Genomic DNA, 13,947 nt, shown 5'->3' with positions numbered 1-13,947 from the left:
CGCCCCCTTCGTGCTGTGCTCCCTGCGCCCGCCTCAGTGGTACGTGACCACCAGCGCGCTGTGCACGCTGTGCGCGGGCAGCGTGACCGTCAGCCGCCCGGAGGCGGCGTCGTAGCTCCAGGCGTGCCGGGCGAGCGGCACCCCCGAGGCGGTCACGGTGTGCGGGGCCGAGGTGGCGCCGAGGAAGGACACCGTCCAGGACCGGCTGGCCGGTTGCCCGGCGTAGGAGCCCTTGGCGGGGTCGATCCGGACCTGGCGCACCGCGCCGTGCTGCTGGACGTGCACGGTGGTGGTGGCGTGCCGGGCGGCCGAGGTGCCGTTGTCCTCGTAGAGGGTGAACGACGCCGCGGACGACGGGGACGAGGAGGAGCCGGGGGCGACCGTCAGCGTCATCGCGGCCGGCTTGGCCTGCTGGTCGTTGGCCGGGTCGCCGGTGCGGGTGACGAGCGCGGCACCGGCCCGCACGAACACCGGCATGGTGTCCAGCGTGGTGGTGACGTTCTGCGTGGTGCCGCCCGCGTAGGTCTTGCCGGTGAAGTAGTCCGTCCACTGCCCCGGCGGGAACCACACCGAGGTGGTGGCCGTGGTGCCCGGTGTGGTCACCGGCGCCACCAGCATGTCCGGGCCGTACAGGTACTCGCTGCCGGCCGTGGCGTACGCCTGGGCCTCCTCCGGGTACTGCAGGTACGTCGGGCGGACCACCGGCACGCCGGTGGCGTTGGCCTGCTGGGCGAGGGTGTAGGTGTAGGGCACCAGGTCCTCGCGCAGCCGCAGGAACTTCTCCGCGGAGTCCTTCGCCGCCGTGCCGTACTGCCACGGCAGCCGGTCGCTGTGGTTGCCGTGCAGGCGGTCCACGGGCTGGAAGGTGCCCAGCTGCACCCAGCGCGCGTACAGGTCGTCGGGCAGCTTGTTGGTGTGCTGCCCGTTGCCGTAGGTCTCCGAACCGGTCAGCCCCGTCGCGTCGTTGAAGCCGCCGATGTCGTGGCTGACGGCCGACAGGCCGGTCGAGGCGGACTCGCCCGGGGTGTAACCGACCTCCATCTTCAAGGTGCCCCACGTCGAGGAGGTGTCACCGGTGAAGTGGACGGTGGTGCGCTTGTCCGCCCACGGCCCGGTGGCGACCCCGGTCGGGCTGGAGTAGCCGCCGGACTGCAGCGAGCCGAACGCGCGGGAGAGCACGAAGCCGCGCCCGACCGTCTTGTCCGCGTCCGTCGCGTACTGCTGGTTGATCCACGCGTCCGGGGTCGTACCGGCCTGCGAGGACAGCGAGTTGTCGCAGCACCAGTCCAGCCACCAGAAGTCGGCGCCGGCCTGCTCCATGTCCTGGTGCAGGTCCATGTACGCCTTCAGCTGGTCCGGGTCGCCCCAGTCGAAGGTGTAGGTGCACACGCTGCCGCTGCAACTGCCCTTGGTCAGCTTGTTCTTGGCGGTCGCCATGGCCGCCGCGAACTGCGGGTCGTTGCTCTGGATGCTCGGGTGGATGTTCAGGGTGTTGTGCAGGCCCTGGCTCGCCGCCCAGTCGTAGAACGCCTTGGGGTCGGGGAACTTCGAGGGGTCCATCTCCCACCCGTTCCAGGTGGCCGGGGACTTGAAGTCGGTGTCGGTCACCAGCACGTCCAGCGGCACCCCCTCGGAGCGGAAGGCCGGCAGGATCGTGTTCTCGTAGTCGGCCGCGGTGCGGTCCATGTACTCCGAGTACCACACGCCGTACGCCCAGCGGGGCAGCAGCTCCGGCGGGCCGGTGAGGGTGGCGAGATCGGTCAGGCCCTGCTCGTAGTCGTGGCCGTAGCCGAACAGGTAGCCGTCCTGGTACGGCGCGCCGCCGTGGCCGGGCCGCGGGGTCGGCTTGCCGGCCGACGGGTCGTACAGCGCCGAGGTGGTGTCGTCCAGCAGGTACCAGCCGTCCTTGTAGGTCAGGCCCGGGGTGATCGGCGGGTTGCCGTTGTCGCCGTTGACGCCGTCCAGGCCGCGCCGGTAGCCGCCCAGGGCCAGGTGCGGCTGGGGGGCGGCGGCGCCGGTCGCGGTGACGGCCACGGTGTCGGCGTTGACGTGGCAGCTGTCGGCCTGCGGGCAGCCCAGGGTGATGTCGTCCGCGCCCGCCTTGAGCGTGACGGGGACGGACGCGGTGCCCCAGGTGTCCCAGTCGGTGGTGGCGGGCAGGCTCAGCGTGGACGTGGCGCCGCCGGCGGTGACCGTGGCGGTGCGGGTCTGGTGCAGGCCGTCGCCGCCCACGCCGTTGGCGTAGCGCAGGTGCAGGGTGTAGGTGCCGTCCGCGGGAACGCCGGTGACATGCTCGGTCAGGCCCGCGTTCTGGTTGAGCTCGGCGACGAACCCGGAGCCGGAGTAGCCCTGGTGGTCGGTGGCGACCTTCGCCGAGCCGGCCGCGCGGCCGCTCTCGGCCTCGCAGCTCGTGCCGAAGGCGCAGTCGGGGATCGCGGTGGCCGACACCGGCGGGTAGCCGGCGCCGGGGGCGACCACGGCCACGCTGTCCACGTTGACGTTGCCGGAGTCCGAGGCGCCCTTGGCCAGGGTGATCGTGTGCCGGCCCGCGGTGAGCTGGAGCGGCACCCGGACCGTGCTCCAGGTGTTCCAGTCCGCGGTGGTCGGCAGGGTCACCGTCTGCGGGGAGCCGCCGTCCACCGTGAGCGACAGGGTGCGGGTGGTGTCCTGGCCGTCGCCGCCGACCGCGTTGGCGTAGCGGGCGGCGAACTCGTAGGAGCCCGCGGTGGCCACGTCCACCTGCGCGGTGGCCGCGTCGCCGGTGGACTGGAAGCCGGCCAGGAAGCCGGTGCCGGTGGCGCCGGTGTGGTCCGAGGCGGTGCTCACGCCGGTGGCGGCGAGGTTCTCGGCCTCGCAGAGCGCGCCGACCGGGCAGGCCAGCGGGTTCCAGGGGGCCGCGGTCACCGCGGCGGGCCCGGCGTTCAGGGACACCGACAGGTTCTGCGCCGTGAAGGGGCCCGAGCCGACCTTGTAACGCAGCGTCAGCTTCGAGGTGGTCAGGGTGAACCAGCCGCCCGCGGTGCTGCTGGTGTACGGCGTGGTGGTGAAGTCGTCGCGGCCGATGGCGTTGAAGGTCGCCTGGTCGGTGAACTTCCCGTCGCCCGCGTACTCGGTGCGCACCAGGGTGGGGGAGAGCACCTCGAACCGGGCGTCGTTCGACACCGTCACCGAGGGCAGCCGCGGGTGGGCGGCCGCGTGCGCGGGCCCTCCGGTACCGACCAGGGCCAGGGCCGCGGTACTCAGGGCCACCAGGGCGGCCAGCCGGCGCCGCGGCGCGCGGAAGCGCCGCGGCCGCGGTGGCGGGACGGGCGCGAGTGGTGGGGCGATGAGGGGCCCGGTACGCCCCGGGCGTGCTGCGTGCATGGCGGTCGTCCTCCGCTTCGTCGTCGAGATGCTCGGTCGTGCCGTCCCCCGTGCGTGCGGTGCCGCGTGGGCGGCCCCGTGCCCGCACACGCGTGCGTCCGGCCCGCGGGCGGCGGCATGACACCGCTTCCGCCCGCGGACCGGACAGCTCTGATCCCCCCGTGAGTTGCTGTGCTAGTGCTCCACCCGCCAGGCCAGCAGCCCGCCGGACACGCCTGGCTGCAGTTGCACCCGGACCCTGACCGATGTGGTCGTCACCGGGTGCACGGCCGCCCGGTTGAAGGCGTCCTTCGCCGTGCCGTACTGCGGGTCGCCCCCGCCGGGCTGCCAACTGCCGTCCGGCGCAAGGTACTCCAGCACCCAGGACTGCGGCACCCGGCAGGCGCCGTGGCCGGTGTCGTCGTACCAGTAGACGGAGACCGCGCTCACCCGCACCGGCTCGGCCCAGGTGTAGGACACCCACTCCTGGCTGCCGGTGTGGTCCCACCAGGTGAAGCGCGGCAGGTCCTGGTCGTAGGAGTCGCTGGGCTGCGCGGTGGTGTTCATCAGCAGCGCCTGCGGGCTGTCCACGCCGCTGAAGGAGGCCGCCACCGCCGCCCACTCGGTGCCGGACTTCGTGGCCGCGGTGGGGAAGGCGGTGATCCGCAGCCGGGCCGCGGCCGCCGGGATCAAGGTGATCTGCTCCAGCGTCTCGCTGGTGCGGGCAGGGCCCGGCTGGAGCGGCGCGGTGACGTTCTGGTCGTCGACCTGCCAGGCGGGCAGCCGGCGGCCCTTGGCGCGCATCCGCACGGGGGTGCCCTCGTGGGTGAAGGGGTCGGTGCCGCTCGCCCGGGTGCGCTCCAGGGTGAAGGAGCGGGCCGGGTCCTTGGCGTCCACCTGGAGCGCGTAGTTCCACGGCGAGGCGGGCCGCACCTCGTACTGCGGCCAGTCGGCGGTGCCGTCGAACTGCCGCCAGTCCTCCTGGATCTGCAGCGAGTACGTCAGCGGGCCGTGCGCGACCGAGACGGCGTCGTCGTTGACGCCCCAGCTGCGGACCTCGGTGCGCATGGGCAGGCGCAGCCGCAGGGTGTCGTGGTGGTGCCAGGTGCGCTCCACGACGAGGTAGCCGCCCTCGCGCACGGCCTTCACCGGCCGGCCGCCGAGCTCCACCTCCGGGTCCGCGCACCAGCCGGGCACCCGCAGGTACAGCGGGAAGCGCACCGGGGCGGGCGTGCCCACCACCAGGGTGACCGTGTCCTGGAACGGGTAGCCGGTCCGCTCGGTCACGGTGACCTCGGTGCCGGCGCCCGGGCCGACCTTCGCGCGCACCTCGGACTCGGCGTACAGCGAGGCGGCGAGCCCGCCGTCGCGGCTCGCCAGCCACAGCTCCTCGGCGTAGTACGGCCAGCCCATCCCGTAGTTGTGCGGGCAGCAGCGGTACTGGTGGATGCCGGGCATGTACGCCTGCATGGCGAAGGAGTTGTTGAACTGGCCATGCGACTTGGGCACGTTGTCCAGCTGGGCGGTGTTGGCGCCGGTGACGTAGTGGGTGCCCTTCTGCCGCGGGTCGAAGGCGGCCGGCAGGGTGTTGAGGGCCAGCTCCTCGCAGCGGTCGGTCCACACCGTGTCGCCGGTGATGCGGGTGAGCAGTTCGTGGCTGTGCATGAACTCCACGACGCCGCAGGTCTCGAAGCCCTGCCGCGGGTCGTGGAAGCCGAAGCGGACGTTCTCGTCGCCGGCGAACCCGCCGCCGGGGAACTGCCCGTAGGTGCCCATCACCGTGTCGTAGACCCGGTGGGTGGCCGCCAGGAAGGACGGGTCGCCGGCCAGCACGCCGTACTGCGCCGGCTCCCGGAAGCCCTGGGCGAGGTTGACGTTGTGCCAGGTCGGGATGGTGTGGGTGTAGTCGGCGCTGTTGGCGTGCATCGCGCGCACCAGGTCCAGCAGGAAGGCGTCGCCGGTGCGGTTGTAGAGCCAGTACGCGGTGTCGATGGTGTCGCCGACCCGGGCCGAGCCCCAGCCCTGGCCGAACTGCGAGCCGGGCAGGGCGTTGAGGAAGCGCAGCCAGCCGGTGAGCGCGTCGATGATCCGCTCGTCGCCGCTGTACTCGTACCAGGTCCGCATCGCGTCCAGGACCGGCATGTAGGGCCAGAAGTCCGGCAGGCCGTTCAGCGAGGTGCGCAGGGAGGTCGGGCCGAAGAAGCCGTCGGGCTGCCGGGTGGCCAGGATGCGGTCCATCCAGGTCTTCGTCAGCTCCAGCGTGGCCGCGTCCCCGGTGACGTAGCCGAGGTCGCCGAACCCGCGCAGCCAGTACGGCAGTTCCTCCCAGCCGACACCGGAGGGGACCGCCCAGCCGCTGTCGGCGGTCAGGTAGTCGGAGACCTCGGGCATCCGGCCGTTCAGGCCGTCCAGCTGGAGGTCGAGCTGGGTGCGCAGCCAGCCCTTGGGGGTGATGCTGCCGGGCGGCAGCCGCAGGAACGCCTCCTGCTGCAGCGGCGCCCGGTTGGCGGGGTAGTGGGGGCCGGCGGGTCCGCCGGCGGCACCGGCGGGTGCGGCGGTGTCCGCGGTGCCGGCGGCCGCGGCGGGCAGCGCCGTGGCGCCGGCGACCGCGGCCGAGCCGGTGACGGCGAGCGAGGTGGCGAGGAAGGTGCGCCGCTCCATGCGGGTGCTCCTATCGGGCGGGCAGGACGGGCGGGACGGCCGCGGGGGCCGGGCGGGGAGGTGCCGGCGGTGGAGGCACCACCGCCGGCACCGGCCTCGGGGCGCCCGGCCGCGGGGAGGCGGCCGGGCGCGGCGCTGGTTCGCCTACTTGCGCAGGCTCACCAGCGCGAAGATCCCGCCGACCACCGGGCGGGCCTGGAAGCCGTTCTGGGTGTCGGCGGCCGTGTCGTACCAGTCGGTGAACGGCACCCGCGACGGCGAGGAGTTGACGAAGTCGTAGAGCGCGGAGACCAGGTAGCCGCTGACCGGGTGGCCGTGCAGCCAGGCCGCCGTCCACATCTCCCAGTCGCCCTTGGTGTAGGAGTGCCGCAGGTCCAGCGGGATGCCGAACTGGTTGACCTGGGACAGGTACCAGTCGGCCTCCTCCTGGGCCACCGACTTGGGCACCAGGCCGAGGCCCAGCAGCGCGTCCGGGTAGCCGTTGTACTTCAGGCTCCAGGTACCCGGCTGGTCGTAGGCGAGCTTGAGGTGGTCGCCACCGGTGTCCTGGGCCTTGTCCACCCACTGCGCGATGTAGCTCTTGGCGGTGGCGGTGTACGAGGCCGCGTCCGCGGAGTTGCCCGCCGCGGTGGCGATCCGGCCCATGGCGCCGATGGCCAGGATGCCCTTGAGCGCGAGGTTCGCGCTGTGCGCGATGAAGCCGGTGAAGTCGTCGGTCTGGTTCTGGTAGCCCGGGTCCAGCGCGTTGGCCACCAGGTAGTCGGCCCACTTCTTCAGGATGGCGTAGTGGGCGGTGGCGAAGGACTTCGCCGAGGAGGAACCGGTGCGCGCCAGGTACCCCGCCGTCATGAGCAGCATGTTGGCGGACTCCTCGACGGGCATGTCCTCCTCGTTGCCGTCGTTGTGGCCGGTGGCGTTGGGGTAGCTGGAGCCCAGGTCGTGCTCGGCGAACTCCTTGGGCCAGCCGCCGTTCTCCGGGTAGTCGAAGAGCGGCTGGAGGATCAGCGCCAGGTACTCCGGGTCCAGGTAGAGGAAGACCGGCATCGCCGGGTAGGTCACGTCGATGGTGGAGACGTTGCCGTCGGAGGAGATCTCCTTCAGGAACGCCCACGGCTTGCCGTTCCGGCTGACCAGCTCGGTGCCGGCGTATGCCTGGCGCAGCGCCAGCGCGCACAGCGCCGCGTACTTCTCGCCGCCGGCCGCCGTCGCGTCCTGGCGCACCTTGCGGTCCAGGGCGGCGGTGCGCTGCTGGGCCGCGGCCGCGTCGCCGTGGAAGAAGGCGGCCATGTCCTGCCAGCTCGACCAGTAGGACTTCCACAGCGGCGGCAGCTGCTCGCCGAGGTAGCTCACCGCGGGCTCGCGGACGTGGCCGACCGAGAGCACCGCGCTGGTGGTGGCGCGGACCGTGCCGAGGTCGAAGCGGAAGGCGAAGACCGGCCAGCTGTCGTTGATCGCCCGCGGCTGGCGGGTGTCGGCGGAGTTCGACAGCGCCGTGCCGTCCAGGGCGGCGGCGCGGGCCGCGGTGTCGGCGCTGATCTGCCAGCTGAGCCCGGAGCGCTTGGTGGCGCTGAAGACGACCGTGCCCCACGCGGCCATGTCGCCGTTCTCGCGCAGCACCTGGGGGCTGTCCGCCGCGAACGACAGCGTTGTCAGGGAGGCGCCGGCGCCGGACAGGTCCTGCTGCTTCCAGCCGATCTTCGTGCCGGAGTCGCCCGAGGCCCACTCGCCGGAGATGTCGAAGTAGAGCGCGACGTCGTGCGCCTTGCCGTCGCCGCTGCGCACATCGGCCAGGATGTAGGACATCGGGACCGACTGGCGGCGCAGGTCGGCGGGCTCCACCGGCGACAGGAAGGTGAGCGTCAGCTCCGCGCCGCCGGCCTCCAGGACGAACCGGGAGCGGGTCGCGGTCACGTCGAGGGCGCGCTGCACCGCGCCCCGGGAGATGGTGTGGTCCGGGACGCTCGGGTTGCCCAGGAACAGGTAGTTGGTGCCGTCCACCCGCAGCAGGCCGGTGATGGCGGTGGTCCGCCCGGTCCAGAAGTTCGCCCAGTGCCCGGCGCCGACATCGGCGTTGAGCCAGGTGCTCAGGTACGGCGAGCGGACGGCCAGCGGGACGGACGGCGGCCGGATCGGGTCGAAGTCCGGGACCAGCGGCACGGTGGCGGCGGTGCCCGGCGCGGCGGCCGGCAGCGGCGCCGCCTGCGCGCTCTGGACGGTGCCCGGCAGCAGGCTCGCGCCGGCGGCGGCCAGGCCGGCCGTGCCGGTCCACCGGATGAGGCCCCGGCGGGTGAGGCGGGCGGCCGGGGCGCTCTCCGCGTCGGGGGTGCCCGGACCGCCCGCGGGCAGGTGGGCGTCGTCGTTCCTTGGGGTCATCGCTTCTCCTGAAAGAGCCGCTCATGGCAGCGGCGGGGGACAGGGAGGGTGCACGCGCGGGCCGGCGGGGTGCGCCGGGCAGGACGAAGCAGCCGCGGTGGGGGAGCGCGAGGTCGCGGAGGGGGGAGGCGCAGCAGGGGGTCCGACGGGGTCCGGCAGCGGCCCGCCGTGGCGGGTGCGGCCGAGCGTTCCTACAACGATGTAAAAGCGGGGCAGGACGATGACAGCACAGCCCGGATGTCATGTCCACCCTTCGGGTCCAACATATTTCGCAGGTGTTTCCACCCCCGTCATGCGCCACTGGCGGGCCCTCAAAATCCCACCTGAGCAGGCATTTTGATGCCGGATCAGGTGCCGCCGGGCACGTTCACGCCCGGTCCGCGCGGCTCTTCGCGCGCTCTCGGCCGCCCTCGCCCGGGGCGTCGACGGCGGTGCGCCGGCGCCGATCCCGACGAACCCCGACCGACGTCTTGACAGCGTTCGACGCCGTACTCCACTGTCCTTCTACATCGTTGTAACAACCTGTCAGGCCAGGTCGCTCCACAAGCCCGCCCGGCCGGTTCCCTCTTCGCTGTTCCACCAGAACCCGCACGCTCCGACCGAATCGACGAGGATGTGATCGGCGCATGTACGCCTCCCTCCGGGCCAAGGCCGTCTCGGCCGCGGTGCTCACCGCCGGCCTGTGCCTGACCGCGACCGCCTGCACCAACTCCGGCAACGACTCCTCGAAGTCCGACGCCGCTCCCAGCAGCAACAACACGGCGGCCGCCCAGCAGTTGGCCACGCCCACCGACTCCGCGGCGGGCCCGGGCTGCACCTATCGGACGTACGGCGGCGGGGTGCCCAAGCTCGACATCACCGACGGCAAGACCGTGGTCGGCTTCTCGCAGTCGGAGTCCACCAGCAACCCCTTCCGGGCCACCGAGACCAAGAGCATCGAGGCGCAGGCCAAGCAGCTGGGTGTCAAGCTCATCGAGCGCAACGCCAACGCCGACGTCAACGCGCAGAACTCGCAGATCGAGGACATGATCGCGCAGGGCGCCAAGGTGCTGATCGTGGCGCCGGAGAACTCCGACGGCCTCGGCCCGGCGCTCGCCCAGGCCAAGGCGAAGAAGATCCCGGTGCTCACCATCGACCGCACCGTGACCGGCACCGCCTGCAGCGACTTCATCGCCTTCATCGGCTCCGACTTCTACGGCCAGGCGCAGATCGCCGCCGACGACCTGGCCGGCGCCACCGGCGGCTCCGCCCACGTGGCGATCCTGACCGGCACGCCGGGCAACAACGTCACCACCGACCGCACCAAGGGCTTCGAGGACCGGGTCAAGGCCAAGTACCCGAACGTGAAGATCGTCGCCTCGCAGACCGGCAACTTCGCCCAGACCGACGGCCAGAAGGTGATGGAGCAGCTGCTCCAGGCGCACTCCGACATCAACGCGGTCTACGCCGAGAACGACGAGATGGCCCTGGGCGCCATCCAGGCCATCAAGTCCGCGGGCAAGACCCCTGGCAAGGACGTCAAGATCGTCACCATCGACGGCATCTCGCAGATGGTGCAGAACGTCGCCGCCGGCCAGGCCGTCGCCGACATCGAGACCAACCCGCGCTTCGGCCCGCTCGCCTTCCAGTCGCTGCAGGCCTTCTACGGCACCACCGGCGTGCAGCCCAAGGTGATCATCAAGGACGGGCACTTCACGTCGAGCAACGCCAAGCAGGCGCTCTCCCAGGGCCTGGTGTACTGACCGAGCCGCCGGGTCCGGCGGCCGCGGGGGAACGCCCTCCCGCGGCCGCCGGGCCCGCCGCACCGGCCGCCGCGGGCCTGCCCGCCCGGGCGGTCCCGTAGGAGGAGGCAGACGTGGTCCAGCAGGACCCCGAGCCCGCGGGCGACCCCGTACTGGAGGTCGCCGGGGTGAACAAGAGCTTCGCGGGCGTGCACGCGCTGCGCGACGTGCACTTCGCGCTGCGCCCCGCCGAGGTGCACGCGCTCATCGGCGAGAACGGCGCGGGCAAGTCCACCCTGATCAAGGTGATGACCGGGGTCTACCGGCCGGACGCCGGCACCGTGCGACTGGCGGGCCGGGCCCGCGACTTCCGCAACCCCCTGGAGGCCCAGGCGGCCGGGATCTCCACCATCTACCAGGAGGTCAACCTCGTCCCCCTGATGTCGGTGGCCCGCAACCTCCATCTCGGCCGCGAGCCGCGCCGCTTCGGCCTGGTCGACGTCGCCCGGATGAACCGGCAGGCCACCGAGGTGCTCGGCCGCTACGGCGTGCACGTCGATGTCACCCGCCCGCTGCGCAGCCTGGGCCTGGGCGCCCAGCAGATGGTGGCGCTGGCCCGCGCGGTGCAGGTCGACGCCCGCGTGGTCATCATGGACGAGCCGACCTCCTCGCTGGAACCGCGCGAGGTGGAGACGCTCTTCTCGGTGATCCGCTCCCTGAAGGAGCAGGGCATCGCCGTGGTCTACGTCAGCCACCGGCTCGACGAGCTCTACGCGATCTGCGACCGGGTCACGGTGATGCGCGACGGCGCCGTGGTGCACACCGGGCCGATCGCCGAACTGCAGCGGCTGCGGCTGGTGTCGCTGATGCTCGGCCGCGAGATGGCGACCGTGCGCGAGAAGGGCACCACCGCCTTCGACGCCGACCGGCACAACCGGCAGGAGGGCCGGCCCGCCCTGCGCGCGACGGGGCTGACAGTCCGCCACCGGCTGCACGGCGTCTCGCTCGACGTCCACCCCGGCGAGGTCGTCGGCCTCGGCGGGCTGCTGGGCGCGGGCCGCAGCGAGACCGCCAAGGCGATCGTCGGCGCGCTCGCCACCGAGGAGGGCGAGGTCGAGGTCGAGGGGCGGCCCCTGCACCGGCGCAGCCCGGCCGCCGCGATCCGGGCCGGCGTGGTGATGCTGCCGGAGGACCGCAAGATCGAGGGCATCATCCCCAACCTGTCGGTCCGCGAGAACATCTCGCTGGCCGCGCTGCCGCGCCTGTCGCGGGCCGGCCTGGTCTCGCAGGCCAAGCAGGACGAGGTGGTGCGGTTCTTCATGGACCGGCTGCGGATCAAGGCGTCCGGGCCGGACCAGAAGGTCTCCGACCTCTCGGGCGGCAACCAGCAGAAGGTGCTGCTCGCCCGCTGGCTGTGCCTGAATCCCAAGGTGCTGCTGCTGGACGAGCCGACCCGCGGCATCGACGTCGGCGCCAAGGCCGAGGTGCAGGCCCTCATCGACGAACTCGCCGGCGAGGGCCTGGGCGTGCTGCTCATCTCCTCCGACCTGGAGGAGCTGATCGAGGGCTCGGACCGGGTGGTGATCCTCAAGGACGGCAGCGTCGTCGGCCACCTGGCCGGAGAGGACGTCACCGAGGAGGGCCTGCTCGACGCGCTGGCCACGGCCCCCGAGGACCCGGCCGAGGAGCCGGCCGCAGGAACAGTGGGGGACTCTTCTGCGGAACCCGGCCCGGCGCAGCAGGCCGCCGGAGCAACCGATCCCGCAGGGCCGCAGGGGCCCGCACCCGTCAAGGAGAACCAGCGATGACCTCGCTCACCTGGTCAGGACCCGTCGCCGACCGGGCCCGGCTGCTGCGCATGCTCCAGGAGTACGGCGTGTACGCCGCCCTGGTCGTGCTCTTCCTGGTGGCCGTCGGGCTGGACACCTCGTTCGTCGAGATGAGCAACATCCGCGTCCAGCTCTTCCAGGTCGCCCCCACCCTGCTCGTCGCCCTCGGCATGGCCCTGGTCATCGGCACCGAGGGCATCGACCTGTCGGTGGGCGCCGTCATCGCGCTGGCCGCCTCGGTGGTGCCGCTCTACGCCGGGTACGGGCTCGGCGGCGTGATCGCGGCCGCCCTGCTGCTCGGCGCGGCCTCCGGCGCGATCGGCGGCGCCATGGTCGCCTTCGCCCGCATCCAGCCGATCGTGGCCACCTTGTCGCTGATGATCGGCGTGCGCGGCCTGGCGGAGATCATCAACGGCAACTCCGCCAAGCCGGTGACCCAGTCCGGCATCCTCGACCTCGGCTCGCGCAACATTGCGAGCCTGCCCGAGATGGCCTGGATCGCCGCCGCGTGCGCGCTGCTCACCGGCCTGCTGGTGCGCCGTACGACCTTCGGCCGGCACCTGGTGGCCGTCGGCGACAACCGCCAGGCCAGCCGGCTGTCCGGACTGCCGGTGCGCCGGGTGCTGATGACCGTCTACATGATCTCCGGCGTGCTGGCGGCGCTGGCCGGCGTGCTCATCGTCGGCCACGGCGCCGAGGCCGACCCGGCCAACCAGGGCCTCAACATGGAACTCGACGCGATCACCGCGGTCGTCGTCGGCGGCACCCCGCTGTCCGGCGGCCGGGTCCGCGTGCTCGGCACGGTGGCCGGCGCGCTGTTCATGCAGCTGATCACCGCGGTGCTCACCCAGCACAACGTGCACACCTCGTACACCCAGATCGTCGAGGCGGCCATCATCTGCTTCGCCGTGTACGCCTCCCAGGAGCGTGGTACCCGATGACCTCCACCGCCGTGACGACCGCGGGCGCCGCGACCGGCACCGCGCGCGCCACCCTCGGCGAGCGGATCGCCCCGCAGATCCAGCGGCGCGGCGCGCTGGCCGTGCTCGTGCTGGTCGTCGTCATCGCCTCGGCGACCTCCTCCACCTTCCCGACCTGGTCCAACATCAGCAGCATCCTCGGCAACAACGCCTTCGTGTGGGTGCTCGCGCTCGGCATGACCTTCGTCATCATCACCGGCGGCATCGACCTGTCCGTCGGCTCGATGTACGCGCTCGGCGGCGTCCTCGGCGCCTACGGCGCCACCCACGGCACATGGCTCGCGATCCTGCTGCCGCTGGCGGTCGGCGCCGCCTGGGGCACCGTGCAGGGCCTGCTGGTCGCCAAGGCGCGGATGGCGCCCTTCATCGTCACCCTGGTCGGCCTGCTCGGCCTGCGCGGGCTGCTCCAGGCCGTCACCGACGAGGGCGCCACCACCTACCTGGTGCCCCGGCACTCGCACTTCCGCTCGCTGGGGGCAGGCACCTGGACGCCCGTGCTGATCGTGGCCGCCCTGTTCGCGCTCGGGGCGCTGCTGCTCACCCGCACCCGCTTCGGCGCCACCCTGACCGCCATGGGCGGCAACGAGAACGCGGCCGTGCTGCTCGGCCTGCCCGTCGCCCGCGCCAAGGTGCTGGTCTACCTGCTCTCCGGCACCCTGGCCGCGGCCGCCGGCGCCCTGGGCGGCGCCCGCCTCGGCTCGGGCGTCACGACCATCGGCGTCGGCTACGAACTGACCGCCATCGCCTCGGTCGTCATCGGCGGCACCCTGCTCACCGGCGGCAGCGGCTCGGTCAGCGGCACCGTCAGCGGCGTGCTGCTGCTCGCCGTCATCCACAACCTCATCGACCACTACTTCTCCCAGTACGGCTCCGCCTTCACCGACACCGTGAACGGCGGCTTCCTCGCTGTGGTAGTCCTCATGCAGACCCTGCTCAGCCGGACCCAGCAGCTGGAGTGAGCAGTTCCCGTCGCCGGACCTGGCGCGCCCGCACGGCCGCCCAGCACCCGGCCGGAGCCACCCTCCGGCCCCCTGAGAAAGG

General features: G+C 72.5%; 7 protein-coding genes. 4 read left to right on the top strand and 3 right to left on the bottom strand.

The window, feature by feature from the left end; all coding sequences use genetic code 11:
* Positions 1-33: 33 nt before the first annotated feature.
* The 3 genes from BLR33_RS11175 to BLR33_RS11165 form a co-directional block, all read right to left on the bottom strand.
* Positions 34-3,363, bottom strand: a complete 3,330-nt coding sequence (locus BLR33_RS11175) for a TIM-barrel domain-containing protein (protein ID WP_093784173.1) — start codon at positions 3,361-3,363, stop codon at positions 34-36.
* Between the two features lie 174 nt (positions 3,364-3,537).
* Positions 3,538-6,003 carry a beta-L-arabinofuranosidase domain-containing protein gene (locus tag BLR33_RS11170; protein WP_093784172.1) on the bottom strand — a complete coding sequence of 822 codons (2,466 nt, stop codon included), beginning with the start codon at positions 6,001-6,003 and terminating at the stop codon, positions 3,538-3,540.
* Positions 6,004-6,147: 144 nt separating this feature from the next.
* Positions 6,148-8,376 (bottom strand): glutaminase family protein, encoded by a 2,229-nt coding sequence (locus BLR33_RS11165; protein WP_093784171.1) that lies wholly within the window; start codon positions 8,374-8,376, stop codon positions 6,148-6,150.
* A gap of 626 nt (positions 8,377-9,002) precedes the next feature.
* On the opposite strand from BLR33_RS11165, the gene BLR33_RS11160 reads away from it, so the two are divergent.
* The 4 genes from BLR33_RS11160 (at position 9,003) to BLR33_RS11145 (ending at position 13,865) form a co-directional block, all read left to right on the top strand.
* Positions 9,003-10,118: an ABC transporter substrate-binding protein gene (locus BLR33_RS11160; RefSeq protein WP_093784170.1), complete on the top strand. Its 1,116-nt coding sequence runs from the start codon at positions 9,003-9,005 to the stop codon at positions 10,116-10,118.
* 113 nt (positions 10,119-10,231) lie between these two features.
* A complete protein-coding gene (locus tag BLR33_RS11155) occupies positions 10,232-11,905 on the top strand; it encodes a sugar ABC transporter ATP-binding protein (protein ID WP_093784169.1) in 1,674 nt (557 codons plus the stop codon).
* Positions 11,902-12,867 carry an ABC transporter permease gene (locus tag BLR33_RS11150; protein ID WP_093784168.1) on the top strand — a complete coding sequence of 322 codons (966 nt, stop codon included), beginning with the start codon at positions 11,902-11,904 and terminating at the stop codon, positions 12,865-12,867. The genes BLR33_RS11155 and BLR33_RS11150 overlap by 4 nt, the downstream gene beginning before the upstream one ends.
* Positions 12,864-13,865, top strand: a complete 1,002-nt coding sequence (locus BLR33_RS11145) for an ABC transporter permease (protein WP_093784167.1) — start codon at positions 12,864-12,866, stop codon at positions 13,863-13,865. The genes BLR33_RS11150 and BLR33_RS11145 overlap by 4 nt, the downstream gene beginning before the upstream one ends.
* Positions 13,866-13,947 lie beyond the last annotated feature (82 nt).

The organism is Actinacidiphila guanduensis (assembly GCF_900103985.1).
Lineage (GTDB): Bacteria > Actinomycetota > Actinomycetes > Streptomycetales > Streptomycetaceae > Actinacidiphila > Actinacidiphila guanduensis.
This window is presented reverse-complemented; position numbering and strand designations above follow the sequence as displayed.

Bases quoted from the DNA above. Each gene is read 5' to 3' on its own strand.
- BLR33_RS11175 (WP_093784173.1), bottom strand. From the start codon at position 3,363: ATGCACGCAGCACGCCCGGGGCGTACCGGGCCCCTCATCGCCCCACCA.
- BLR33_RS11170 (WP_093784172.1), bottom strand. From the start codon at position 6,003: ATGGAGCGGCGCACCTTCCTCGCCACCTCGCTCGCCGTCACCGGCTCG.
- BLR33_RS11165 (WP_093784171.1), bottom strand. From the start codon at position 8,376: ATGACCCCAAGGAACGACGACGCCCACCTGCCCGCGGGCGGTCCGGGC.
- BLR33_RS11160 (WP_093784170.1), top strand. From the start codon at position 9,003: ATGTACGCCTCCCTCCGGGCCAAGGCCGTCTCGGCCGCGGTGCTCACC.
- BLR33_RS11150 (WP_093784168.1), top strand. From the start codon at position 11,902: ATGACCTCGCTCACCTGGTCAGGACCCGTCGCCGACCGGGCCCGGCTG.
- BLR33_RS11145 (WP_093784167.1), top strand. From the start codon at position 12,864: ATGACCTCCACCGCCGTGACGACCGCGGGCGCCGCGACCGGCACCGCG.